Raw genomic sequence first — 24060 nt, forward strand, 5'->3', positions numbered from 1 at the left:
GTCTGCTTCTTGCATTGTTTCAGTAAAACTTTCTACTTAAACGCGGTCGCTCCCCCTTGAAGATGCCTAGTTAGAGGTTTTTTTCTGCGCAAACAAAAATGAAGATCATCCATCAGTTTATGCTGATAAAAATGATCTTCTAAGGTTTAAGAGGTATCGATAAACCACCAAAGCTGGTGAGAAGAAAAAGCACAGGGCTCGTAGACCTTGACAGAGTCGAAGAGAACTGTGCTTTTTCTTCTCCTCCACTTTGTTGACCCCATTCATAAGGACCTTTATAGGTTATTCTAACGAAATGACGCTATGCAAAATCCAACAAGAATGATACACTGAAAAAAACTAAACGTTCGATGGTGATAGAATGAATGGTATGTATTCGATTAGAGTAGAATGGTCTCCTGCGTATGAATGTATCGTTAGCCTCTACACTTACATTTACGAAAAGGAGCGCAAGCATTATTTGCTTGGTACCGCTTGGAAAGAGGAGACAAAGCAAATGCTCCCGGCGTCTTTTGCAGATGAACTTGCAGATGAACGATGGGAGGTGCTCCACCGTTTGGTATTGCTTGTAGCGCAATCGCCCCAAACCAAATCAGTCGAAGAATTTCTTGGATGGCTAGAAAGCATCCCTCCTGGTGAAATTTATGAGCGCCTCGCGCCATGGGTGGAGACAATCCCGCTGAATTTGGGAGAAATCCGTGATCGCAGCTTGTCGCTGCTTACCCGGTGGAATGAACACTATTTTTCGAAGCTGGAACCACGCATTTTACAGAGTTTGCAAAGGAGTGCCGATGAGCTGACAGCCCGTGTCAAAGAAATGCCCCCAATCGATTTGGTCGATCAAGTAACGAACGGTATCTGGATTGAGCCGATGGCGGATTTGCGTGAGGTTGTACTGATCCCGCAATATCATAGTGCTCATTCTTCTGTTCTCGACTTTTATCGGGGGCTTGCCACCTGCATGTACCCTGTCAAAGATGCGGCAATGACCAGACCACAGCCGCTCCTGGAGCTATTGCCCATGACACAGTGCCTGGCGGATGAGAAGCGCCTGCAAATCTTGCGCTGTCTGGCAAAAAAGACGTGCACCCTCGGTGAATTGCAGAAGCAGGTATCACTGGCCAAAAGTACCGTCCATCATCATGTAACGGCGCTGCGCAGAGCGGGGCTGATTCGTGCTCACTACACAGGCAGTACGACGATTTCCTACTACAGTCTGCGCGAATCGTTCGTCGAGCGTCTTCCTGTCTTGCTTCGTTCCTTTTTCCATACACCAGAGTAGTTTTGCTTACAGAGATTGCATGATTCTGTTGAGAGGGTAGGTTGAATCAGTATGAGCAAAATGAGGCAAGTGTGGGAGGCGTATCACCCGATTGTTCATCTGTTGATGGCAGGGACGGTGTTCGTTCAGCTCACTCAATCCATGAGTATTCCGTTTTTGGCCATCTATCTCGGTGAAACGACGAAGCTCTCTCACGCCTATATTGGACTGATTATCGGTGCAGGTCCATTGGCTGGAACTGTCGGGGGATTTGTTGGAGGGATTCTCTCGGATTTGTTTGGCAGACAAAAGCTGATGTTTTTTTCCTTGCTTGCTATGGCATGCTCGATTATCGGATTTATTGCAGTGGCTCATCCGGTCGGCTTGCTTTTGATTAGCATGGTTATGGGATTGGCGGCCTCGATTTTTGCGACGGTTTCAAAAGCACTGATGGGCGATTTGACTCCCGAGCATAAACGTTTTCGAGTGTTCTCGAATCGCTATCTTGCAAACAATCTTGGCTTTGCGATTGGTCCTATGCTTGGTGCTTTTCTGGGGATTTCCGGCAGCAATCTGGCGTTTTTTCTGACGGCGGTATCCTTGGTGAGCTTTGCCGTCATTTTATTAGTGGCGTGCCGGAGATGTGGCGTCACCGATGATGGAGGGAGGAACGGAGAGGTAGAGAGAGCCAGTTTGGCTGAGATCTGGCAAGTGCTCAGAAGGGATGTCGTTCTTCTTACATTTGTCACAGGTGGAGTCTTGTTAGTGACGGTTTACGGACAGATGTCTGTTACGCTCTCCCAATACTTGCGAGAAAACTTTTCGGAGGGAGTCGCCTTGTTTGGAACGCTAATGAGCGTCAACGGATTTACCGTCTTGCTGTTGCAAATTCCACTAACGAGGCTGGTTGAGCGTTATTCCTTGTTTGCACGGATAGCAGGTGGCGCTGTGCTGATGGCCATAGGAGAAGTTGGCTTTGCTTTTTCGCCAGACTGGGCTTGGTTTATTACCGCGATGATCGTATTTACGTTAGGAGAAATCTTGATTGTCCCGGCGGAGTATGCGCAAATCGACGAGATTAGTCCCGGGAATATGAGAGGGACTTACTATGGGGCACAAAGCGCAACGATGCTGGGCAGCTTTCTCGGTCCATGGGCGGGTGGCATGGTGCTCACCGCATATGGTGGCCCTGTGATGTTTTTGGTCATGTCAGTATTGGCGCTGGTCAGCTTAATCTTTTATTGGCTGGGACGCAGGTTGCATGAAAAGCGGAAGCAGCCTAGAAGTGTGATTGTAGAGACTGCCATGTAGCTTCTTGCCGATTCGTTGCGAGTACCGTATAATGGGTAGTAACTTTTTTAAAAGGGGTCGTTTTGATGTCGGTGTGTGTTCTTAACTAGGCAATTGGATAGGGTACTCCCATTCTTTTTGGCAAAAATCTCATGTCATGTGAGCCTATTTGCTATGGAACAGAGGAGGCCTTGATTAGTTAAGAACTTACGGTCATCCATCTACCCATCTGTTCAACTACGGGAACCGTGCTCTTACGCACGGTTTTTTTGCGTGACTATCCACGCGCACGTAGCGAACGTATGCCCTCAAGGCGGAGATGAACGAATGTTCATGCTCTGCCTTTTTGCATGCAGTGATGGGTCCATCCCTTTTGAAAAGAGGTTCTCCACATGAAAAATTATATCGAAGACACCTATAAACAAGTACGTTTGCAAGAAGGGCAACGTGTAATCGAGCAGTTTCTACTTGCGTGTTATTTTCATCCGAATTTGCCTACGAAAGAGCTGGCGAGAAAGGTACTCTTGCCTGTGCCTGTGGCGACTGCCATCAAAAAAGAGCTGATCAAGGCAGGAGCCATACTGCAGGGAAGTGGGGTGAGATGCACGGCAGAAGGGGAGGCGTTCATAGAGCAAAAGCTAGGATATGGCGGGCTGGATCGAGAGCTGTACGAGAAGTTGATGAGAGACGACGAAGCTTGGAAAACCGAGCTTGCTGACCTGCAGGAGGAGATGGAGGCGATTTTTGCCGGGCGTCCGCAAGTCGATGTGCAGCTCGATCAGTCCAAATGCACAGTCGAGACGAGCATGCGCAGGGCGATTTTATGCTTGCGGCATCAGAGCTTGGTAGGTAAAAAAATTCTATGCGTCGGCGATGATGATTTGGTCAGCATCTCACTGGGGCTTTTGCTCAAGCGCTTGTTTCCAACAGGTCAAGGGCGTCTAGAACGAATCGATGTGGTGGATATCGATGAGCGTTTTCTCCAGTACATTACGGATGTGTCTAAGCAAAAAGCATTGTCCGTAGCCTGCCATCAGGCTGATTTGCGGCAGCCGCTGCCGAAGAAGCTACAGGGTGGGTACGATTGCTTTTTCACCGATCCACCGTATACGCTGCAAGGAATGGCTTTGTTTTTATCCCGCGGAATTAGTGGGCTGCAAAAGCAAAAAGGTCTGTCCATCTTCCTGTCTTTTGCGCATAAATCTCCTGATTTCACGCTGAATATGCAACGGGAGTTCGTGCTAGCAGGCTTGACCGTACGAGAGGTGCTCAGTCATTTCAATGAATACGAGGCGGCGCAAATGATTGGAAACAAGGGGCAGATGATCGTGCTCACCACCACGGAGCTGACGGCTCCGACGATCAAGCAGCCATTTCTGAAGTCGCTGTACACAGGCGAAGAGACTCCTTCCAAACGTGAGTATCAGTGCAAGCGTTGCAAAGGGTCGATCCAGGTAGGGGCACAGGCAAAAATAGTGACGATTGAACAATTGAAAAAACGCGGCTGCCCTCGTTGCAAGCACCAGAGCTTTGAGCTGATGTCCCGCCGAAGGGCACAAGACTGATTGCCCGCAAACAGGCATATGGTAGTGGTGAGGAGGGGAGGGAGAATCAGACAAGATGGCTTACGAAAAAGCGTTTGCTTTATTACGGATCGTGACGGGAATCTTGTTTTTCATCCATGGCATAGCCAAGCTGCAACGAGGGATGGCTGCTGTTGTAATGACGTTTGGCGATCTCGGTTTGCCGGGGTGGCTGGCGTACCTGGTTTTGATCGTAGAAGTGATCGGCGGTCTTGCTCTGATCATCGGAGTCGGGGCGAGATATGCCGCCTGGGGATTAGCTGCGATCATGGCAGGGGCGATTGTGACGGTGAAATGGGTGAAAGGCTTTGTAGGCGGGTATGAGCTGGATTTGATCCTGTTGCTTGTCACGATTTGTGTGGGTCTAAAAAGGTGAAAAAGAGATCCGACTGAACCAGTAAGCGGTCAGTTGGATCTCTTTTTTGTTAGCCAAACAGCTCGTAACACTCGGGAGAAATGTCCTCTAAAAATGGACTTTTTTCACCTGAATAGTAAAGGTGCAGCTCGTGCATGGCTCGTGTACATGCCGTGTAAAAAAGCTTGCGTTCACTTTCTTCGCCATAGCAGGTGGCAGAAGCATCATAAAGGACTACCGCATCGAACTCGACCCCTTTTGCTAAATAAGCGGGAATGATCAAGACTCCTTTCTCAAAGGAAAGAGTAGCGGGCTTGATCAAGCGAATCGGCAATCTCTCTTGCAAAGCGTCATGAACGACTTGGGCTTCATCTAGTGTTTTCGTAATGACAGCGATCGTCTGATGACCACGATCAGTGAGCTCACGTATGCGTGCTTCGATTTGATCGGCATGAGCTTGAGGTGCTGTCACTTTGGTGATGGTTGGCAAGCGACCAGCGCGCATAAAAGGCTCAATCGTATTCCCATCTCGTAATAGCTGTCGCGTAAACAAGACGATGGGATAAGTGGAGCGGTAGCTTTTGGTCAGGACGAAGGTCTCCGCCTCGTCAGGCTCAAACAGAGATGTGATAGCATCAAAGCTATCCTGATGATACGCATGAGCATAAATCGCCTGATTCCAGTCTCCCAGCACGGTCATTTTGGCACGGGGAAACAAGCTCTTGATGAGAGCGAACTGAAAGGCGGAGTAGTCCTGGGCTTCATCGAGAAATACATGACGGACGAGGTTGTTCGTCTGTTTGCCTTCCAATCGTTCCTGCAAATACAAATAGGGAGGGATGTCTTCGCAAGCCAAAAACTGTTGCTCTAAACGCTCTGCTGTCTGTTCGCACACTGCGGGCCAATTGTCCGTTACATCGTGTTGGAGCGTGTTTGGCAGTAGCGTTCCGAGCAAGTCAGGTGACAAGAAGAGCTGATGGTAAATAGCGCGAGTATCAATAAATTGAAGCTCCCGGATAAAATCACGCAGGGGCTGAAACTGCTTTTTGACGATCCATGTGGCCAAAAGTTCCTGCTCGCGTTCGTAGTCATCGAAGGTATCCTCTCGAAACTGCTTTTTGCGGCGCAGCGATTGATAGGCAGCCACATAAGCGTCTCGGTCAAGCAGCTCCATTTCATCTTCTACCCATGGTTTTGATCGTTCACGCTGTTCCATTTTTTTTAGTTCTGCCAGCAGTGATTTCGCAACGAGTACCATCCGATTGGGGATCGGCAGTTTCGTATCGAGAGAATAAAACAGCTCATGAATCTGTGCAGCACTGATCAGTGTATGGTTTCTAAATATAACGGGTCGAAACATAATACCAGATTGCTTCAGGCTATTCGCGTATTTGTCCATGGCCTGCAAAAACAAGGCGCTTGATTTGAAACGGATTCCTTCCAGACGCGCCTCGTATCCAGACTGATCACTTGCTGTCAGTACATACTCCATCTGTTCAAGCGGGTTTTCCAGACGGAAGTCGTCACCGAGACGATGCTCCGCGTATTCCTGAAAGGTCGTTTGCTGCATATTTTCCTCGCCGAGCTCAGGAAGAACGGTCGAGACGTAGCTGTTGAACAAGGAGTTGGGCGAGAACAAGACGATTTGCTCTGCGGTCAATGTCTTGCGATAACGGTATAACAAATAAGCGATTCGTTGCAAAGCCGCAGATGTTTTTCCGCTACCGGCAGCTCCGGAGACAATGACGAGTCGGCTGCGTTCGTTGCGGATGATGCGGTTTTGATCCCGTTGGATCGTGGCCACGATGCTTTTCATCTGCGAGTTAGCCTGTTTGCCGAGTACCTCCTGAAGCAGCTCGTCGCCAATCGTCACGCCCGTATCGAACAGGTGTAGCAATTTGCCGTCGCGAATGATGTATTGTCTTTTGCACGTAATCTCTCCGTCTACAACCCCGCTTGGCGTATTGTACTCTGCTGGCCCCGGCGAGTAGTCGTAATACAGACTGGAGATCGGAGCGCGCCAGTCATAGACGAGAAACTCCTCGTCGTTTTTATCCAGCAAGGAAGCAATGCCGAGATAGATGGCTTCTGGCTTCGATTCCAGCTCTTCTTGAAAATCGATCCTGCCAAAATAGGGAGAGTGCAACAATCGCTGCAGTGTACGCAACTGATTTTGGGCATGGCGATGGATGCGTTCACGTTCGGACAGGACTTCCGCTTGCTGCTTGATACTGGCGTAAGTCTCGACAGCTTCGATGGCATCCTCGAAGTTGACTGTCACATCGTCCCAAAAATGCTTGCGAATTCCGATGATATCCTCGCTAACGACATTCACATGCTCTTTAAGGTCATCTATTCGGTTCTTTATCTCTGAGATGACTCCTTCAACACGTTGTTGTTCGTTTTGCCTGTCTTGATCAGTCACGCTCATGGTACCGCTCCTTTTTCGTTCCCCATTTTTGGCCTGAAGGTTTGACAATCGAAAGTGAATGTGGTACTATTATATTGGAGATAAAATAGTTACAATTTAATGATTGACCGACAGACCAATTCTCATTTTATCACGTGAAAATTGGCTTTTCAACATGGTGTAGGAAAAATACAAAGTGAAATAACAGGGAACTCCTTCGGGGTTCCCTTTTTTGTTGCTGTTAGACTTGTCCGCCAAGCTTTCCGGTGAGAGCTACCCATATACGGGTTGTTCCCACCAGTCTATCGAAAAATAAAAGGATGTCTTCTCACCTGTGTGTGGAACGCGAACGATGAGTGCCATTCCGGGTCCGAGAATCCACTGTCCGCCAGGGGTCGCCTCAGCGGTGGAAGACGCTGGGATGATTCGTGTGGCGGTGTGAATATGATCCGAGAAGGTGTCGGTCATACCAGCGCCATACAACAGCTGTCCTTGGGCGGCGGGACAAGCGGGAAGTTGGACATAACCTGATGTCACTTGACGTGAGAGAGTCGCACCAGTGAGGGAGGAGGCTTTACCAAACAAGAAATGTGCTTCTATCGGGTGCGGGGATGGATTGGTGATCATCCAGTGATTGACAAATAAATGAACGCCGGAGCGTAAGGGATTCGACAAGGCAGCGATCCCGATAGCCCCATCGCCCACGACCATTTTTTCCGATTGCCCCATGAAGTATTTACATTGATCTGCCATCGACATCGCATACGGAATGTGAATACTCCGATTCAGCTGTTCCGTAGCAGAAGGAGTGGGAAACGGATAATACCCCATCTGCATGTAGACATCTGGTATTCCACCATAAAAGTACGAGGGGCGTGTATAGGAGGGCTTTGTCATGATTTCCTCTCCTTGTGATTGGGGTAACTGCTAACCCTACAGCATATGGCAATCGTCTATGGAGGGTGTCAGGAGCTGGCGCACCGCATGTAAGCAGGCATGTGACCGATGTAGAATACGTGGGCCCGTAAAGAAAAAAGGCTGGGAGTAAAAATCCCAACCTTTTGCGAGCATATGGATACTTTTGTCTACGACACGGTTTTCCAAGCATGAATCGCAAGCAGTGCCCACCCAGCGAGGAATAATACTCCGCCAATCGGCGTAATCGCACCAAGCACCTTAATTCCGGTCATTGCCAGCGTGTAGAGACTACCGGAGAAGATCAGGGTTCCTGCTGCAAAGCACCAGCCTGCCCAGACGAGGCCGGAAGAATCCGGGTACCATTTAAGCAACAGGGCAACCAGCACCAGAGCAAGCGCATGTGTCGTCTGATAGGTCACGCCCGTATGGAAAATGCCCAGCGAATAGTCGTCCAGTTTTTCCTTCAGTGCATGTGCTCCGAATGCTCCTAACGCAACCGAAAGAAATCCACTGATACTGCCAAGCATCAAAAACAGCTTCATGAGTGCGTCACTCCTTTTTTACATAACCTGTACATTTGTCCGCTCTCTATTTTAACGTAAAAATCCAAGTTCAAAAAGTCGGCTTTTCAGCACCGAGAAAGTGACGAGAACCTGAAAAAGGAGGAGCGGAGTGTAGGCATCCTACATGAGCACCGGACTTTGAAGGTGAACGTCACTTTCGATGTCGAATATGCATGCAGAATTACTTCGTGATCAAAAGTCGATTTTTTGAACAACCGCTAAAGCCCAATTGTAATTTGGTGAACACGCCTTGGACTACCATACAAGCCGCTTGTCAACCTCCGACATAGAGTAAAGTATTCCAGTGGCAAAGTTTACAGGCTGCTGCGACGGGAGGTGACGTAAGATGAACAAATGGATTTCCAACGTAGGTGGTCTCCTCGGTGGCTACGCATTGCTGAAAGCGCCGGTAGCTGGTTCCTTCCTTAATGGATTGGACCCGCTAATAGATGGAGTTGGTCTCACCACTGTGGTCGTATTCGCAGGAGCTCTTATTTATTCTGGTGTACGCGACTGGTTCAAGGGTTAAGAAGGTAGACTGAAAAATCAAATCAAGGGTGTCTCCAATCGGGGATGCCTTTTTTTCTTCGGAAGGCTGGCGTCTTTTAACCCGGTTCTCCATATACATAAAGTAGACCGACGGCAAAAGGGGGAGGCGAAACGATTTGACCAACGACGAGCGAAAAGAACTGGAGCGATCCATTGACGAAATTACCGAGATCGCCAAAGGGTTCAATCTCGATTTTTACCCGATGCGATACGAGATATGCCCGTCTGACATCATCTATACATTTGGCGCGTATGGAATGCCCACACGTTTTTCGCACTGGAGTTTTGGAAAGAGCTTTTACCGTATGAAACTGCAATATGACCTGAATCTGAGCAAAATCTACGAGCTCGTCATCAACTCCAATCCTTGTTACGCGTTTCTTTTGGACGGCAATTCCTTGATTCAAAACAAGCTCATTGTGGCTCACGTCCTTGCTCACTGCGACTTTTTCAAAAACAATATGCGCTTCTCCAACACGAATCGGGATATGGTCGAAAGCATGGCGGCCAGCGGAGAGCGGATTCGCCAGTATGAGATCGAGTATGGCAAGGAGGCTGTCGAGAATTTGCTCGATGCGAGCTTGGCGATTCAGGAGCACATCGATCCGAGCTTGCTGCGTCCGAAGCTGCGCTGGAAACGGGAGCCAGAGGAACCGAGCAAAAAGAAGAAGTACGAAAGGCACTCCCCGTATGACGATCTCTGGGGATTGGACCGCAAAGCAAAAGAGGAAGCAGAGCCGGTAAAAGCACCACGCAAATTCCCGCCGGAGCCGGAAAAAGACCTGTTGCTGTTCATTATGGAATACAGCAATATCCTAGACGATTGGCAGCGGGATGTGTTGACGATTATCCGGGATGAGATGCTGTATTTCTGGCCGCAGATGGAAACGAAGATCATGAACGAAGGCTGGGCCACCTACTGGCACATGCGCATCCTGCGGGAAATGGAACTGACAGAATCAGAGACGATCGAGTTTGCCAAGCTGCATTCCTCTGTCATTCAGCCTTCGACGACGAGCATTAATCCGTATCATCTGGGTCTGAAAATTTTGGAGGACATTGAAAAGCGCTGGGATAATCCGACGAAGGAAGAGCAGGAGCGCTTCGGACGCAAGCCAGGAGAGGGACGCGCGAAAATTTTCGAGGTGCGCGAGCTGGAGTCCGACATCAGCTTCATTCGCAACTTCCTGACCAAGGACCTCGTCAGTGATCTGGATTTATACATGTTCGGCAAGCAGGGCAACGATTGGGTTGTCGCGGAAAAGCAGTGGGAGAAGGTACGCGATGGTCTTGCGGGCACACGGGTTAATGGTGGATTCCCTTATGTACTCGTGCACGATGGGGATTACTTACGCTCCGGCGAGCTGTACTTGAAGCATCATTTCGAGGGGCTGGAGCTGGATGTCAAATACGTAGAAAAAACCTTGCCTTACGTCTATACCATGTGGGGAAAATCCGTTCACCTGGAATCGATGGTGGAGGACCGACAAGTGTTGTTTACGTACGACGGGAAGAAAGTGCATCGTCGCTTTTTATAGGGGAAAAAAGGCCGCATGCCCGGTGGAAGCTGACCGAGCGTGCGGCTTTTTTCTATGTGTAAGAACTAGGACAACTGATCCGTAATCCCTACATGACTGCTAATCCCGCCGTCCATGGTGATGCTCGCTCCATTGATGTACCCGCTATGCGGTCCGACGAGATGATAAATCATCTGGGCGATTTCCAATGTCTACTTTAAGGGGGCACGTGAGGAAGTGTAATTTGGATAACATAACTAAATTAGAACTTTATATGAACAACACAATTTGACAGCATTCCCTACAATAGCAGTGTTAATCTACCAGGGTAAGTTATATTTTTCCAATAAATCCAGATTATGATTTATAATTGACTAAGAGATATTGAACTTTCTTGTGCTGAAAGCAGAGACAGATTTTTTGAACAAACCCTTAGCACCTGCCGGTCATCCGTTGTATTAACATTAGAAAGCATCAAAGAAAGGGAGTGTGTTGATTATGATGAAGAAAAACATCACAGTTTTGGGCGCAATTTTGATACTAACTATCATTGGTATACCTACTGTACTTACTTTAAATGCAAATTCAACTCCTAATTATCCAATCAACGAACAAGGACAAACTTATGGAAGCGATCCTTTAACAATAGAACCATCACAAGAACCAGACTTGCTTGAGGCAACGGGCGAAAATGGGGTTGAAGGATATGTAAAAACTTCCGATCTAAGGCCACCGGTTTCTTCACCAGAAGAGGCAATTGCTTTTCAAAAAATTACAGAAGCTACTGGTTACAGATTGATCCCACTGTATGAATCAGATGGAAAAACTGTAAAAGGCGAATTTAGATTATATTCTTCAAAAGAAATTAATGAGATTAAACAAAATTAATCAGAATCAATAATTCTATTATGATTGGAGGTACGCATTGAACACGACAAAACAGGTGACCAAACAAATAAGTAAAATATTGAGAAGCACATATCGGCATATGTTCTTGCCCTTGACTTGACTACTGCGCTTGGTTTGCAAGAGGAATGTGATCAGGTAACAAGATCTGTACGATGGTTAAAAGAAAGTATAAGTAAGTGAGATCTTTGATAAATTGATAGCTTTTTCGTGGAATGGACTAGCAGATGGCTCTGCTCCTTTTAGTAGGATGAATGAGGTGATATTATCAAAAAAATTCTCTTGGTTATACTCCTTGGGCTGTTAGCATTCAGTTTTTTCGATCTTGACGTTAGCATGGAATAAGTAAAAAGGTTTCTGTAGGCAGCACAGTTGCGGTGGTTTTCTGGATGACTTATTTGGACTATAAGGGTGGAGGAAAGATAGGCCGCATGCCCGGTGGAAGCTGACCGAGCGTGCGGCTTTTTTCTATGTGTAACAAACTAGGACAACTGATCCGTAATCCCGACGTGACTGCTAATCCCGCCGTCCATGGTGATGCTCGCTCCGTTGATGTACCCGCTATGTGGTCCGACGAGATGATAAATCATCTGGGCGATTTCCAAAGGCTGAGCTACGCGTTTTACCGGACTTTTGGCGATGACCCGATGCATGTAATCCGAAATATCCTCCGGACGTACGCCCATAGCCGTATCTACATATCCCGGACAGATGGCATTGGATGTAATCCCGTGCTCTCCCCATTCTGCGGCAATTGTTTTCGTATAGCCGATCATGCCGTGTTTGGAAGCGACGTAGGTGGATGAATGGGCAGAGCCTAGCAAGCCCTGAATGGAAGCGATGTTTACGACCCGACCGTAGTTCCTTTCTTTCATCTTGGGCAACAGGTTTCTGCAAAATAGGAATACACTCTTCAGGTTGGTATTCATGATCCAATCCCATTCTTCATCGGAGACCTCGTCCACTCGGTTGAATGGACCGCCAACTCCTGCATTGTTGACCAAGATAGTGATATCTCCGAAATGCGATTCTACAAGCTGGATGGCTTCTTCAACCTGCGCTCGTTGGGCGACATCACAGCGAATGGGCAAGGCTTGACCGCCTGCCTGATTGATTTCTTGGGCGACCAACTGTGCCTGTTCTTCTATTACATCAAGAACAGCGACACGGACTCCATGCTGAGCCAAAAGCTGTGCTGCTGCGGCCCCGATCCCATTACCTGCTCCTGTGATGATTGCTACTTGCTGCATAGGTAAACTCTCCTTTTATCTTGTCAATTAGAGAACGCCTTTAGGCGGAAGGATTTTGACTTCATCGATGCGAACGTGGAGGGGGCGGGAGGCGATATCTAACACGGTATCTGCCACATCTTTTGGTACGAGCATCGCACTCGGATCAAAAAAATGCCGGTCTTCCGTCATGTTTGTATGAACGGCGCCGGGAAAAATGGTGGAGACCCTCACATTGTCGTTTTTCCATTCTTCATTGCAAATTTGGGAAAAGCCTTGGACGGCAAATTTCGAAGCACCATACACACCGTTTTCCGCAATGGGAATATATCCTGAGACACTAGAGATATTGATGATTCGGCCTCCGTGAGCTTTCATTACCTTGTACCCTTCACGGCTGCATAGAAAGAGTCCGGTTACATTGGTGCGAAAAACATTTTCCCATTCTTCTAAGCTTGTTTGTTCAACAGGCTTAAACACTCCGATTCCTGCATTGTTGACGAGGACATCCAGACGTCCGTATAACATTTGGATATGCGCAAAGAGGGTTCGTACACTTTGCTCGTCTGTCACGTCTAGCTGTACATCAGTCACACTCCCTGGTGCACAATGTCCAATTTCGTTCGGATGAGGTGCCGTTCGAGAGGTTGCCCAAACAATCGCCCCTTCATTTGCCAAAGTATTTGCCATTTCAAGACCCAATCCTCGACTGGCACCTGTGATGACCACGACTTTATTCAGTAGTTTCATGTATACCTCCGAATACAAAATGTTATATTCCAATTATTGTATTTTTACACATGTTTTTTAATGGTACAAAACTTTGACTTCCCCAGCAAGCGCCAGAGGGATGAATTTCGATAAAAGTAGTAGGATTTTGCTGGGCAGGAACTAGGTATTTGATCGTGGAAGCTTTGTTCGTAAACCTAATTCACCCCTGGGAGGCTCTTTCTATGGAAAAGCATACGGCTGTTATCGGATCAGGTGTTATGGGACATGGAATTGCGCAGCTATACGCATTGGCTGGGTATCGTGTTTCTCTTTACGATTTGCAGGAAGAGTTTTTGATGAAAGCGAGAGCTAGCATCGAGCACAGCCTTTCCCTTTTAGTTGCAGAGGGAGTGATTGCAGACCAGTCTAGAGTAAAAGCGCTCGAGCATATCGTCCTGACCACAGATTTGCGAGCGGCAGTATCTGATGCAGAAGTCATCACAGAAGCAGTACCAGAAGTTATCGAGCTAAAGTGGGAGCTCTTTGAAAAACTGGAGCAATACGCGAAGCCAGATGCCATTATTGCTTCCAATACATCTACGTTTTCGATAGCGCGACTAATAGAAAAAGCAACCACGCCACAACGCTATATTATTACACATTTTTTCAATCCGGCCCAATTGGTTCCGTTGGTCGAGGTTGTCAGGCACGAGAAGACCGCGCAGGAAGTAGTTCAAAAAACCATGCAGCTGATGCTAAAAATCGGGAAGTCCCCCGTTTTGTTGAAAAAGGATGTACCGGGCTTTATCGCGAATCGGTTGCAAACAGCTTTGATGAGAGAAGCTTTTCATTTGCTCGCAGAAGGCGTGGCAGATGCAGCCCAGATCGATACGGTGATGAAGGATGGAATTGGCTTTCGTTGGGCTTTTGTCGGGCCTATTGAGACGGCAGATTTTGGCGGACTCGATACGTGGAAGCGCGTGATGGATAACCTGGCTCCTGAGCTGGATGCCGCGACAACAGCACCCGCCATCATTGAGGAACGAGTAGCAGAAGGCAATCTCGGCACCAAGACCGGAGCAGGTATTTACTCGTATAAGGACACGTCTGTCTCAGAAAAGCTTTGTGCACGTGACGAACAGTTCATCCGTTTGGGGACAATGAAGCGCGTTTGAAATGATTTACAGATTAATACTTTATTCGTAAATTTTTCACCAAATACTCATTCATTCCTAGCCGATATTAGATTGGGGTTATATCATGGGAAAAATTTCCCCAAAACAACCTAGAAAGTAGTTGAGAATGAGTGAGAGTTCGCTTAATAAATTGGAGTAGAAGCTTTAAAACGAGGTTAATCGCATCCTTCCTATTGATTCTGCTCGTTCCTACCATTGTCGTTGGGACACTGGCTTCCAATCAGGCGAAGCAGGAGATGGAAAAGCAGATTTTGAACAGCGCCAAAGAAAATGTCGAGCTGGTCAATTCGATTGTCACGAATACGTTTAAGCCAAAGCTGGACACGATTGAGTTTTTAGCCAAAACCGTTAACAAAAACATGTATCCAACCAAAGACAGCGCAGCGCTCGTCATGCCGCATCTGGATATATACAGTGGAATGCTTCCGGACACGAATGGCGTTGGTTTGGGGACGGTGGACGGACAGTATTATCAATCCCCGAAGGTAACCGTAAAGGCAGGTTTTGATCCGCGAACGAGAGAATGGTACAAAAAGGCGATGGAAAATAAGGGGAAAGCTGTTATTACGGAGCCGTATGTATCTGCAGCATCAGGCAAAGTCCTCGTCACCATCTCCAAAACGACGGATGATGGATCTGGTGTGGTCGGCATTGTGATGGGCGTCGAGCAGATCAAAGAGCTGGCAGACATGGTCAGTATCGGAAGCGACGGGTTCGTCATGATTATGGACAGCAACAAGAAGTTCGTTGTTCATCGAGAAAAAGAGTCTGGCACTGTAGCTGAAGAGAGCTATTTTGAAAAATTGTATGAAGGTGCATCAGGTAACTTCCGCTACGATGAGGAAGGCAACGAACAAGAAGTGCACTACACGACGAATGAGCTGACTGGCTGGAAAATCGCTGGAAAACTCGATCGATCCGAGATACAGAACTCTGTACAGCCTATCTTCACCTTTACGTACGCGACAATTGCCATTTGCTTGATTGTAGGAGGACTGATCGTAACCGTTGTTCTGCGCTCGATTATCCGATCCATTCAAGCGGTCAAGGTACATGCAGTGAAAGTGAGTGAGGGCATACTGACGGAGCCTATCCAGGTTCGTTCCGATGACGAGATTGGGGAGCTGGGTCGCGCGTTCAATACGATGCAGGACAACCTGCGCACACTTATTTCGGATGTAGAGACAAGAGCAGAACAAGTAGCCGCTTCGTCTGAGCAACTGACCGCGAGTGCGCAGCAGACGAGCAACGCCACTGAGCATGTTGCCACAGCCGTGCAAGAAGTTGCTGGCAGCGTAGAGAAGCAAACGAATGGAATTGACCAGAATGTCCATTCTCTCCAAAATATTTCGGACGGTGTAGCACAAATTGTGGAGAGTGTGCATGGATTGACGGATATCGCTGAGCAAACAACCATCCACGCTGGTGAAGGTGGTGAATCGGTTCAGAAGGTGATGGGCCAGATGAACTCGATTCACGATTCTGTGGAACAGCTCAATCACATGGTCCATTCCCTGTCTGAACGCTCCAGAGACATTGTCGCTTTCTCTGAAGTGATTAGTGGAATTTCGCAGCAAACAAACCTGCTTGCACTGAATGCAGCGATCGAAGCAGCACGAGCTGGCGAGCATGGCAAAGGATTTGCGGTTGTAGCAACAGAAGTAAGGCTGTTGGCAGAGCAATCGCAGGAATCGGCGAAGCAAATTTCCGACCTTATCGTAGAAATTCAGCGTGATACGCAAGAATCCGTTGAGACCATGGAGAAAGTCAGACGCGATGTTTCGGAAGGCTTGCGAATTTCCCAAGGTACGATTGATAAATTCGAGGAAATTTTGACAAGCACCAAACAAACGAATCCGCGGATCGTGGAGGTCTCGTCGATCGCTCAACAAATCGTAGCAACTGTTGCGGAAGTGAAGGTGACAGCGAACGAGTTGGCGATGATTGCAAAAGGCAATGCAGAAACCGCAGAGGAAGTAGCCGCTTCTACAGAAGAGCAGCTCGCATCGATGCAAGAAGTTTCAGCATCTGCCCAATCTCTGTCATCGTTGGCAGAAGAGCTGAATGCGATGATCAATAAATTTCGCTATTAAATAAGCCAGCCACTACCGACCGCCCTGCTATCACGCCTAAGCAGGGCGGTTTTCTTATGGCCTCGGGGGCGGTATAATCCTGGCCTTTTTTTACTATTACAGTTCTATATTTTTTTTACTTCATTAACCTTCCTCTGTTACCGATATAAAAAATTAGGATTTCTCTACGTGAACCGTTTATCCTAATACAACTTAGAAAGAAGATGAAATGAAGTGAGAGTGAACTTGCCAAATTGGCTCAGAAGCTATCGAACCAAATTAATCATCACGTTTCTCTTGATTCTACTAGTCCCATCCCTAGTGGTTGGAAGCCTGGCTTATAATCAAGCGAGACAAGAAATTGAAAAACAGATCATGGACAGCGCCAACGAAAATGTTGAATTGGTCAACTCCATTGTCAGCAGTACGTTTGAGGGCAAAAAGAAGGATGCTGATTATTTGGCAAAAGATATCACACCAAGTGTGAAATCAGCGGAAGTCCAAGAAAAAACCATGCATTATTTAAATTCGTATATGGGCATGCACCCAGACGCAGCCAGTATCAGTCTGGGAACGGTTGAAGGACAGTACTACCGTGCGCCTAAGCAAGAAGTACAGGCAGATTTTGATCCGCGGACGAGAGATTGGTACAAAAGAGCGATGGAGAACAAGGGAACTGTCGTTGTTACGGAGCCATATATTTCAGCGGTATCAGGTGAGGTTTTAGTAGCGGTAGCGAGAACGACGGAAGATGGCGCAGGGGTTATCTGCATTACAGTTGGGATTGAACAGATCAAACAACTGGCAAACTCAGTCAGCATCGGTTCCGATGGAGATGTCATCGTAGTGGACAGCAATAAGAAGTATGTCGTCCACCCGGAAAATCAGGCAGGAACGCTGGCCCAAGAGAGTTTTTACGATAACATGTACCAAGCAGAAACAGGTAAATTCAATTTCGAGGAGCAAAGCATCCCTAAACAGATCTACTATGTGACGAATCCGGCTACAGGCTGGAAAATTGCTGGATCTATGTACCTGTCAGAGGTTGAAGATGCTACACAGCCGATCTTCGCGCAAACGTTTTGGACGATCACGATCTGCTTGCTGCTGGGAGGACTCATTGTAGCAGTTGTACTGCGTTCCCTTCTCAAGTCCATCCAGGAAGTGAAGGTACATGCGGTCAGAGTGAGCCAAGGTATTTTGACTGATCCGATTAACGTGCGATCAACCGATGAAATCGGTGAGCTCGGCCATGCGTTTAACACGATGCAGGATAACCTGCGTGCGCTCATTTCAGATGTCGAAGCCAGAGCGGAGCAAGTAGCAGCGTCTTCGGAGCAATTGACTGCAAGTGCGCAGCAGACGAGCATAGCAACCGAGCTTGTAGCGACAGCCGTTCAGGAGGTAGCTGGCAGCGCGGAACAACAAACGAGCGGAATCGACCAAAATGTTCGCTCATTGCATGACATTTCGGAAGGGGTCACACGGATTGTAGAGAGTGTCAATGTGTTGTCGGATACCGCTCAGCAAACTACAGTTCAGGCGGAAGAAGGGGGCAACTTTGTCGCTCAGGTCGTGAGTCAAATGAAGTCGATTCATGAATCGGTAGAACAGTCGGATCGTATGACCAAATCGCTCTATGATCGTTCGAAAGAAATCGGTACGATTTCGGATGTCATCAGTGGGATTGCCCAGCAGACGAATTTGCTGGCCTTGAATGCAGCGATTGAAGCGGCGCGGGCTGGTGAGCATGGCAAAGGATTTGCGGTTGTAGCTACAGAAGTGCGGCTGTTGGCTGAGCAATCACAAGAATCGGCCAAGCAAATTTCTGAATTGATCACAGAGATTCAACGAGAAACCAAGCAATCCGTCGACAACATGGAAAAAGTCAGACTGGATGTTGCAGAAGGCTTGAACGTTTCAGAGGAGACGATCCACAAGTTCGAAGGCATCATGGAAAGCACCAGACTGACCAATCCACATATCGCAGAGGTTTCTTCTATTGCACAACAAATTTCTGCTGCTGTTCAGGAAGTAACCGCGACAGCCAATGTGCTTGTCACCATCGCGAAAAGCAATGCAGAAACAGCCGAGGAAGTAGCAGCCTCTACTGAGGAGCAGCTCGCATCGATGCAAGAGATTTCATCCTCCGCTCAATCCTTGTCGTCATTGGCGGAAGAGCTTAACGTTTTGATCAACAAGTTTACTTATTAATCTGTGTCCGTAAACAAACGAAGCGCCCTGTCTCCAGATATACGAGCAGGGCGTTTTGCTGTATAGATGTGATAACATATGGGGAACACAAGCGATATGAATTAGGGGATGTGAACGATGGACATGAGGGTCAGAATAGAACAAGCAGATGATTATTCCGTTACTGAACAGGTCGTAAAAAGTGCATTTGCGAATGCGGAGTTCAGCGATCACAAAGAACATGAATTGGTGTCTCGCATCAGAAAATCAGATGCATTCATCCCAGCGCTATCACTAGTCGCGATGGATGAAGAGAACCAAGAAATCGTGGGACATATTCTTTTGTCAAAAATAAACATTCGCAATGACTATCAAAGCGTAGAGTCACTTGCGCTTGCCCCAGTGTCTGTCCTGCCCGATTACCAAAGCAAAGGCATAGGAAAGAAGTTAATTCTCGAAGCCCTTCAAAAAGCCAAAGAACTGGGATACCAATCTGTGGTTGTCCTTGGGCATCCACAATATTACCCGAAGTTTGGTTTCCAAAAAGCTTCCCAATGGGGCATAAAAGCACCATTCGAAGTGCCAGATGAGGTATTTATGGCGATGGAGCTGCATGAAAATGCTTTGGAGAATGTATCGGGTGTTGTTGAATACTCTAGTGCTTTTTTTGAATAAGATAGGGATTGTTAATGTAGTGAAACACAGTAGATCGTTGAAGTCATCTACTGTGTTTCTTTATTCCTAATTATGGTAATATGAATTGCCTACCAATTTGAACGAAAACTAGCTCGTACTTCAGAGGGGGAAGGATGCAATGCAACTCAGGCCAAACGAAACGATTGTCAAAGAGAATATAGCCGCGAACCTATTCAGAGGAATAGAAGGAGTAGGTGGCAGGTTAACGATTACGAATGAAAGATTCTATTTTCAACCACACAGTCTCAATATTCAAACACAACCTCTCGAATTAAACCTGAAAGATATTGCGGCAGTTGAAAAGCGGAATACTCTGTACGTGATCCCCAACGGAATGAAGATCAAGATGTATGACGGACAAGAACATAAATTTGTTGTGTGGAAACGAGCAGAGCTTATTGGATTGATTCAGGACACAAAAATGAAGCAAAAAATGACGGTGATTATTAAGACGAGGTAAGCTATCCGTTCAATAAAAATCGCCCTGCCACAAGCAATACCGAGCAGGGCCATTCCCAACCATTACAAATCCTTTGCAATGTGTGGTTTGCTATAATGACTGGTACCTCCCCCGCCAACCAATACTCTTCCGCCCTGTCTGAAGATGAGCAATTTCCTTGAGCCATCTGAGAGAAGGACAGTTATTTTTGCCCGATTCGCTATTGCAATATAAATAACGTAACCAGTTCTGGAGATCACGGTACGCCAGTTGCGATCGAATTCAGAGCGAAGAACCCGATTGGAGTACACTTGGTTTTCCACGCGTGTCGCAGTGCTTCTTTTCTTTTTCATCGAGTATCAACACCTCCCGTCAATTTATCCTATTCAGTGGATAGAAAACGGAATGGACAAGAGTGGTAGGCGATTTTACTATTTTCGTTGCAACAACACAGGAAGCGTCTTATGATAACACCAAGGACGGTATTCATCGTAAGAGCCGTAAAAAAGGAGTGAAAGACGTATGGCAAAAAGCGCAGCACGCAAGCAGCGGGAAAAACTGGCTCGTGAAGGCAAAAGAAATCCAGATCTCAACAGAAGTATCTTTGCATTCGCTGACATGAGACAACGGACGACGAAGACTAGAGCAGAAAAACTGAATCAGCAGAAGCACAAAAGGTCGTTATCCTATCAAAGTGATGATGGCCTTTTTTATTTGCGTGCGAAGCTTGCAGCAATCGTTTAACATTGAGGGAAAGGTTAAGAGAAAGCAAAAAATATCAGGTGCTGGAAAAAGGTCATCCGGTTCCAAAGTGAGGCATGGCATCATGAATAACAGCTACATAAAACCGTCAGACGCATCCATTCATCCCGAATGCGAGAGAGCTATTCAACATCTTCTCCAGCTAAAGGACCCGAAACGCGAAGACTTTTTGGAGTTGAAAACGTACGGAAATGACCGCTATTCGGCAATGGGCTGGGATGAGCTACAAACGTACATCAATGAAAAGACCGTCATCATTGTCGAGCAGTTTGAAAATGAACAAAATATAATGTCCGCCCTGCGTTGGGTAGCGAGGGGATTACCGGTTTGGCTAGCAATTCGAAAAGTGCGGGCGGATTATTCTGTGTATGGATACAAGAAGTAGCCTGTCTTTGAAAGACAGGTTTTTTCTATTCCCAAACAAGCGCTTTCAAAAAAATATATGCAAATAATAGAAATAATACTGCACTAACGAAAAGATAGGTCTATTATTGTCAGTATCAGCAATTTTGGAGGGAGACATCATGACAGAATACTTACTTAGCTTACTACAAATCATTATGATCAACCTGGTCCTGAGCGGAGACAATGCAGTCGTTATTGCTCTTGCCTGTCGCAACCTGAGTCCAGAGCTACAGAAGAAAGCCACTTTTTGGGGGAGCTTCGGTGCAATCGGACTGCGGATCATCCTTACCTTCATTGCCATCTGGCTCTTGAATATTCCGTTTGTCCAAGTCGTCGGGGGACTTTTGCTCATCTGGATTGCGGTCAAGCTGTTAAAAGGTGAAGACGAGGACAGTCATATTGGTGGCGGAGCGAGTTTTGTTGAGGCACTCAAAACCATTATTTTTGCCGATCTGATTATGAGTTTGGACAATGTCATTGCCGTAGCCGGAGCAGCGAACGGGAACCTGGTTTTGGTCATCATCGGTCTTGCAATCAGCATCCCGCTCATCATTTGGGGAAGCCAGCTGCTGATGAAGCTGATGAACCGTTTTCCCATCATCGTATTGTTGGGGGCAGCTTTGCTCGGATATACAGCAGGAGAAATGATTGTAGGAGACAAAGCGGTTGGCAGCTTCCTGGAGGGGGTAATGCCATCGTTGCATATGATTTTGCCGGTAGCATTGGCACTTTTGGTGATTGTGATTGGAAACTATTTGAAACGAAAGGAGAAAAATGTGTTAAATAAAGAAGTGACAAATAATCATGCGGAGACACTATAGCTATGGAATATCGCGATTGGTACATTCTCCAAACCTTGTACCAGGAACAAAACATCACAAAAACAGCCGAAAGCTTGTATTTGTCCCAGCCTGCACTGACCAAAAGACTGCGGCAGATTGAAAAAGAATTTGGCGTACAGATCGTACAACGGGGAAGTAGAGGCGTTCATTTCACTCCACAAGGCGAATATTTGGCCAAATGCGCGGATGAAATGCTCCTCAGACTGCGCAATATCAAGGAGCATGTCTTGAACATAGGGGACGAGGTCAATGGTACGCTCCGGCTGGGCGTTTCCAACTATTTTGCACGGTACAAGCTCCCGATGATCTTGAAAAAGTTCAAGGAAGCCTATCCAAACGTCGAGTACAAGGTGATGACTGGATGGAGCAAAGACGTGTACAAGTCCGTGTATAATCAGGACGTGCACGTAGGCTTCGTCCGGGGAAGCTACAACTGGTCGGATCAAAAGCATTTGTTGTTCGAGGAATCGGTCTATGTCGTTTCGACAGAACCCATTCATATCGACGACCTGCCCACCCTGCGGCGAATTGACTATGAGACGGATCCGATGCTGCGGGCGTTAGTGGACAACTGGTGGACCGAACGATTTTCTCAACCACCGCTGATCGGCATGGAGGTCGACAAGGCAGATACATGCAGTGAAATGGTAGCAAACGGTTTGGGGTACGCGATACTTCCACGAGGTGTGCTGAATGGCAAAGACGATTTGCACATGATTGAGTTGACAACAGCAGAAGGGGAGCCGATCAAGCGAAGTACTTGGATGTTTTATCATGCCGACTCGCTGGAATTGCAAATGGTCGAGGCATTTGTGGGCTTCATGGAGCAGGGTGAGATACCATTCATCGATTAAGCAAGGAAAAAGGAACTGCTGGGAACTCTCCGAATCTGTGGAGCCAGCAGTTTTTTTCTGTGAAAAACGTCTCGACGTTATTCATTCAAGGAATCGCCAACGATAACCATTTTGTATTTTTGCTGCGAGAACAATTGTTTTACACTAGGTGTACCCCCACCTTAGAAGCTTCATACAACGTCAGAAAGTAGGAGAGGGAACGCTTATGCTACTACGCATTCTGTTTACATTGCTGCTCGGATCACTGGGAGGCTGGTTGTTTGCTACTATCCACAGCCCACTTCCTTGGCTGCTCGGAGCGCTAGTCACGACAGTTGTTTGCAATATGATTGGGGTCAAAAATCTGTGGATTCCCCGTTGGTTTCGTCAAGCTGGATTGACAGTGATCGGGATCACCCTTGGTCTGCGTATGACACCTGAAATCGTGGAGACGATGACGGGGCACATCGGATTGATGCTCATCACAACGCTTTTGACGATCTTGATCAGTTTGGTGAACGCTTGGATATTTTATAAAGTCTGCCGCGTGGACGGAATAACGGCGATCTTCAGCAATATTCCCGGCGGATTATCAGAAATGGTCTCGGTCGGGCAAACGGCGGGAGGAAATCAACAAGTCATCACGATTTTTCACTCGATCCGTGCGATCAGCGTCGTGCTTTGTACCCCTTATCTTGTGGCATTTCTACCTACCCATGCTGCGGTACAGTCGGCTACTACAGAACACATGCTGGGGCTTGGACAGACAGTAATGATCCTTGTGGCTGGTGTCATTGGAGCGCTGATTGCGTCACGCTGTTATATACCTGCCCCGTTCTTGCTAGGTGCCTTGCTCGTGACCGCTTTGATTTCGATGAATACATCGCTTGTGGGAGAGAGTCCCGTGTTGCCAAGTATCTTGGTCCAAGTGGCGCAAATATTCATCGGGGTCAGCATCGGTCTTGGCTTCAAACGAGAGGACATCGCCAAAAACCGCCGATTCTTTCTGTTCGGCCTGATGCATTCCTTGTTCTTGTTCGTCATGGTGATTGCGCTTGCTATCGGTATTTCTTACATGACTGATACCGATATCGTGACGGCGATTCTGGCTACAGTACCAGGTGGACTCGCCGAAATGAGCTTGACTGCCTTGGCGACAGGAGCCGATCCGCTCTTAGTGACGGCGTTTCATCTGTTTCGTGTGGTCCTTGTACTTACGCTGTTTTCCTTCGGCGCTCGTGCGTGGGCGAACCGTCACAGCAGGATAAAACAGCCAAAGGAGACCAGCGCCTGAAGCTGTTTTACAGTCGAATCGATTGCAAGGCCTGTA

Annotated in this window: 23 protein-coding genes; 17 read left to right on the forward strand and 6 right to left on the reverse strand. The window is 47.3% G+C overall.

The genetic code is table 11. The features are described 5' to 3' along the window. The first annotated feature begins 370 nt into the window (after nucleotides 1-370). The 4 genes from C7R93_RS25320 to C7R93_RS25335 all read left to right on the forward strand — a co-directional run bounded on the left by C7R93_RS25320 (nucleotide 371) and on the right by C7R93_RS25335 (nucleotide 4510). A complete protein-coding gene (locus tag C7R93_RS25320) occupies nucleotides 371-1282 on the forward strand; it encodes an ArsR/SmtB family transcription factor (protein ID WP_244191656.1) in 912 nt (303 codons plus the stop codon). A gap of 51 nt (nucleotides 1283-1333) precedes the next feature. Continuing rightward, complete coding sequence (locus C7R93_RS25325; RefSeq protein ID WP_106841383.1) at nucleotides 1334-2572, forward strand: MDR family MFS transporter; 1239 nt, start codon at nucleotides 1334-1336, stop codon at nucleotides 2570-2572. A gap of 371 nt (nucleotides 2573-2943) precedes the next feature. Further along, entirely contained in the window at nucleotides 2944-4116 is a 1173-nt protein-coding gene (locus C7R93_RS25330) for a bis-aminopropyl spermidine synthase family protein (RefSeq protein WP_106841384.1), read from the forward strand. A 55-nt stretch (nucleotides 4117-4171) separates the two neighbouring features. Beyond that, complete coding sequence (locus tag C7R93_RS25335) at nucleotides 4172-4510, forward strand: DoxX family protein (protein ID WP_106841385.1); 339 nt, start codon at nucleotides 4172-4174, stop codon at nucleotides 4508-4510. A gap of 49 nt (nucleotides 4511-4559) precedes the next feature. Here the strand turns inward: C7R93_RS25335 and helD are convergent, their stop codons facing one another. From helD to C7R93_RS25350, 3 genes are all read right to left on the reverse strand, one after another. Further along, nucleotides 4560-6920: an RNA polymerase recycling motor HelD gene (helD, locus tag C7R93_RS25340; RefSeq protein WP_106841386.1), complete on the reverse strand. Its 2361-nt coding sequence runs from the start codon at nucleotides 6918-6920 to the stop codon at nucleotides 4560-4562. 252 nt (nucleotides 6921-7172) lie between these two features. After that, nucleotides 7173-7796, reverse strand: coding sequence for a DUF6143 family protein (locus C7R93_RS25345; RefSeq protein WP_106841387.1), 624 nt, complete (start codon nucleotides 7794-7796; stop codon nucleotides 7173-7175). A 188-nt stretch (nucleotides 7797-7984) separates the two neighbouring features. Beyond that, entirely contained in the window at nucleotides 7985-8359 is a 375-nt protein-coding gene (locus tag C7R93_RS25350) for a DUF423 domain-containing protein (RefSeq protein ID WP_106778516.1), read from the reverse strand. Between the two features lie 367 nt (nucleotides 8360-8726). Here C7R93_RS25350 and C7R93_RS25360 point away from each other — a divergent pair, with 367 nt between their 5' ends. The 3 genes from C7R93_RS25360 to C7R93_RS25375 all read left to right on the forward strand — a co-directional run bounded on the left by C7R93_RS25360 (nucleotide 8727) and on the right by C7R93_RS25375 (nucleotide 11334). Further along, nucleotides 8727-8909 carry a hypothetical protein gene (locus tag C7R93_RS25360; protein ID WP_106841388.1) on the forward strand — a complete coding sequence of 61 codons (183 nt, stop codon included), beginning with the start codon at nucleotides 8727-8729 and terminating at the stop codon, nucleotides 8907-8909. A 136-nt stretch (nucleotides 8910-9045) separates the two neighbouring features. Next, complete coding sequence (locus C7R93_RS25365) at nucleotides 9046-10467, forward strand: SpoVR family protein (protein ID WP_106841389.1); 1422 nt, start codon at nucleotides 9046-9048, stop codon at nucleotides 10465-10467. A 477-nt stretch (nucleotides 10468-10944) separates the two neighbouring features. Then, on the forward strand, nucleotides 10945-11334 hold the full coding sequence (locus C7R93_RS25375) for a hypothetical protein (RefSeq protein WP_244191657.1): 390 nt from the start codon (nucleotides 10945-10947) through the stop codon (nucleotides 11332-11334). 500 nt (nucleotides 11335-11834) lie between these two features. Here the strand turns inward: C7R93_RS25375 and C7R93_RS25380 are convergent, their stop codons facing one another. Both C7R93_RS25380 and C7R93_RS25385 read right to left on the reverse strand, forming a co-directional pair. Further along, on the reverse strand, nucleotides 11835-12602 hold the full coding sequence (locus C7R93_RS25380; RefSeq protein WP_106841390.1) for an SDR family NAD(P)-dependent oxidoreductase: 768 nt from the start codon (nucleotides 12600-12602) through the stop codon (nucleotides 11835-11837). Between the two features lie 27 nt (nucleotides 12603-12629). Then, nucleotides 12630-13331, reverse strand: coding sequence for an SDR family oxidoreductase (locus C7R93_RS25385; RefSeq protein WP_106841391.1), 702 nt, complete (start codon nucleotides 13329-13331; stop codon nucleotides 12630-12632). A 203-nt stretch (nucleotides 13332-13534) separates the two neighbouring features. On the opposite strand from C7R93_RS25385, the gene C7R93_RS25390 reads away from it, so the two are divergent. The 5 genes from C7R93_RS25390 (at nucleotide 13535) to C7R93_RS25410 (ending at nucleotide 19909) form a co-directional block, all read left to right on the forward strand. After that, nucleotides 13535-14467 (forward strand): 3-hydroxyacyl-CoA dehydrogenase family protein, encoded by a 933-nt coding sequence (locus C7R93_RS25390; RefSeq protein ID WP_106841392.1) that lies wholly within the window; start codon nucleotides 13535-13537, stop codon nucleotides 14465-14467. 131 nt (nucleotides 14468-14598) lie between these two features. Beyond that, nucleotides 14599-16581, forward strand: a complete 1983-nt coding sequence (locus C7R93_RS25395; protein ID WP_106841393.1) for a methyl-accepting chemotaxis protein — start codon at nucleotides 14599-14601, stop codon at nucleotides 16579-16581. A gap of 213 nt (nucleotides 16582-16794) precedes the next feature. Next, nucleotides 16795-18774, forward strand: coding sequence for a methyl-accepting chemotaxis protein (locus C7R93_RS25400; protein WP_106841394.1), 1980 nt, complete (start codon nucleotides 16795-16797; stop codon nucleotides 18772-18774). Between the two features lie 117 nt (nucleotides 18775-18891). Continuing rightward, on the forward strand, nucleotides 18892-19428 hold the full coding sequence (locus C7R93_RS25405) for a GNAT family N-acetyltransferase (protein WP_106841395.1): 537 nt from the start codon (nucleotides 18892-18894) through the stop codon (nucleotides 19426-19428). Nucleotides 19429-19567: 139 nt separating this feature from the next. Beyond that, complete coding sequence (locus C7R93_RS25410; RefSeq protein WP_106841396.1) at nucleotides 19568-19909, forward strand: GRAM domain-containing protein; 342 nt, start codon at nucleotides 19568-19570, stop codon at nucleotides 19907-19909. Between the two features lie 62 nt (nucleotides 19910-19971). Here the strand turns inward: C7R93_RS25410 and C7R93_RS25415 are convergent, their stop codons facing one another. Further along, a complete protein-coding gene (locus C7R93_RS25415) occupies nucleotides 19972-20241 on the reverse strand; it encodes a hypothetical protein (protein WP_106841397.1) in 270 nt (89 codons plus the stop codon). A 169-nt stretch (nucleotides 20242-20410) separates the two neighbouring features. Here C7R93_RS25415 and C7R93_RS25420 point away from each other — a divergent pair, with 169 nt between their 5' ends. The 5 genes from C7R93_RS25420 to C7R93_RS25440 all read left to right on the forward strand — a co-directional run bounded on the left by C7R93_RS25420 (nucleotide 20411) and on the right by C7R93_RS25440 (nucleotide 24024). Beyond that, nucleotides 20411-20632 carry a hypothetical protein gene (locus C7R93_RS25420; protein ID WP_017247306.1) on the forward strand — a complete coding sequence of 74 codons (222 nt, stop codon included), beginning with the start codon at nucleotides 20411-20413 and terminating at the stop codon, nucleotides 20630-20632. An 82-nt stretch (nucleotides 20633-20714) separates the two neighbouring features. Continuing rightward, a complete protein-coding gene (locus tag C7R93_RS25425) occupies nucleotides 20715-21035 on the forward strand; it encodes a hypothetical protein (protein WP_244191658.1) in 321 nt (106 codons plus the stop codon). 139 nt (nucleotides 21036-21174) lie between these two features. Beyond that, on the forward strand, nucleotides 21175-21876 hold the full coding sequence (locus tag C7R93_RS25430) for a TerC family protein (RefSeq protein WP_106841398.1): 702 nt from the start codon (nucleotides 21175-21177) through the stop codon (nucleotides 21874-21876). A gap of 2 nt (nucleotides 21877-21878) precedes the next feature. Next, entirely contained in the window at nucleotides 21879-22751 is an 873-nt protein-coding gene (locus C7R93_RS25435) for a LysR family transcriptional regulator (RefSeq protein WP_106841399.1), read from the forward strand. Nucleotides 22752-22956: 205 nt separating this feature from the next. After that, nucleotides 22957-24024 carry an AbrB family transcriptional regulator gene (locus C7R93_RS25440; RefSeq protein ID WP_106841400.1) on the forward strand — a complete coding sequence of 356 codons (1068 nt, stop codon included), beginning with the start codon at nucleotides 22957-22959 and terminating at the stop codon, nucleotides 24022-24024. Nucleotides 24025-24060 lie beyond the last annotated feature (36 nt).

Origin of the sequence: Brevibacillus fortis (assembly GCF_003013395.1) — a bacterium.
GTDB classification, from domain to species: Bacteria; Bacillota; Bacilli; order Brevibacillales; family Brevibacillaceae; genus Brevibacillus; species Brevibacillus fortis.

Coding starts and splice junctions, on each gene's coding strand:
- C7R93_RS25320 (WP_244191656.1), top strand. CDS start 371: ATGTATTCGATTAGAGTAGAATGGTCTCCTGCGTATGAATGTATCGTT.
- C7R93_RS25325 (WP_106841383.1), top strand. CDS start 1,334: ATGAGCAAAATGAGGCAAGTGTGGGAGGCGTATCACCCGATTGTTCAT.
- C7R93_RS25330 (WP_106841384.1), top strand. CDS start 2,944: ATGAAAAATTATATCGAAGACACCTATAAACAAGTACGTTTGCAAGAA.
- C7R93_RS25335 (WP_106841385.1), top strand. CDS start 4,172: ATGGCTTACGAAAAAGCGTTTGCTTTATTACGGATCGTGACGGGAATC.
- helD (WP_106841386.1), bottom strand. CDS start 6,920: ATGAGCGTGACTGATCAAGACAGGCAAAACGAACAACAACGTGTTGAA.
- C7R93_RS25345 (WP_106841387.1), bottom strand. CDS start 7,796: ATGACAAAGCCCTCCTATACACGCCCCTCGTACTTTTATGGTGGAATA.
- C7R93_RS25350 (WP_106778516.1), bottom strand. CDS start 8,359: ATGAAGCTGTTTTTGATGCTTGGCAGTATCAGTGGATTTCTTTCGGTT.
- C7R93_RS25360 (WP_106841388.1), top strand. CDS start 8,727: ATGAACAAATGGATTTCCAACGTAGGTGGTCTCCTCGGTGGCTACGCA.
- C7R93_RS25375 (WP_244191657.1), top strand. CDS start 10,945: ATGATGAAGAAAAACATCACAGTTTTGGGCGCAATTTTGATACTAACT.
- C7R93_RS25380 (WP_106841390.1), bottom strand. CDS start 12,602: ATGCAGCAAGTAGCAATCATCACAGGAGCAGGTAATGGGATCGGGGCC.
- C7R93_RS25385 (WP_106841391.1), bottom strand. CDS start 13,331: ATGAAACTACTGAATAAAGTCGTGGTCATCACAGGTGCCAGTCGAGGA.
- C7R93_RS25390 (WP_106841392.1), top strand. CDS start 13,535: ATGGAAAAGCATACGGCTGTTATCGGATCAGGTGTTATGGGACATGGA.
- C7R93_RS25405 (WP_106841395.1), top strand. CDS start 18,892: ATGGACATGAGGGTCAGAATAGAACAAGCAGATGATTATTCCGTTACT.
- C7R93_RS25410 (WP_106841396.1), top strand. CDS start 19,568: ATGCAACTCAGGCCAAACGAAACGATTGTCAAAGAGAATATAGCCGCG.
- C7R93_RS25415 (WP_106841397.1), bottom strand. CDS start 20,241: ATGAAAAAGAAAAGAAGCACTGCGACACGCGTGGAAAACCAAGTGTAC.
- C7R93_RS25420 (WP_017247306.1), top strand. CDS start 20,411: ATGGCAAAAAGCGCAGCACGCAAGCAGCGGGAAAAACTGGCTCGTGAA.
- C7R93_RS25425 (WP_244191658.1), top strand. CDS start 20,715: ATGAATAACAGCTACATAAAACCGTCAGACGCATCCATTCATCCCGAA.
- C7R93_RS25430 (WP_106841398.1), top strand. CDS start 21,175: ATGACAGAATACTTACTTAGCTTACTACAAATCATTATGATCAACCTG.
- C7R93_RS25435 (WP_106841399.1), top strand. CDS start 21,879: ATGGAATATCGCGATTGGTACATTCTCCAAACCTTGTACCAGGAACAA.
- C7R93_RS25440 (WP_106841400.1), top strand. CDS start 22,957: ATGCTACTACGCATTCTGTTTACATTGCTGCTCGGATCACTGGGAGGC.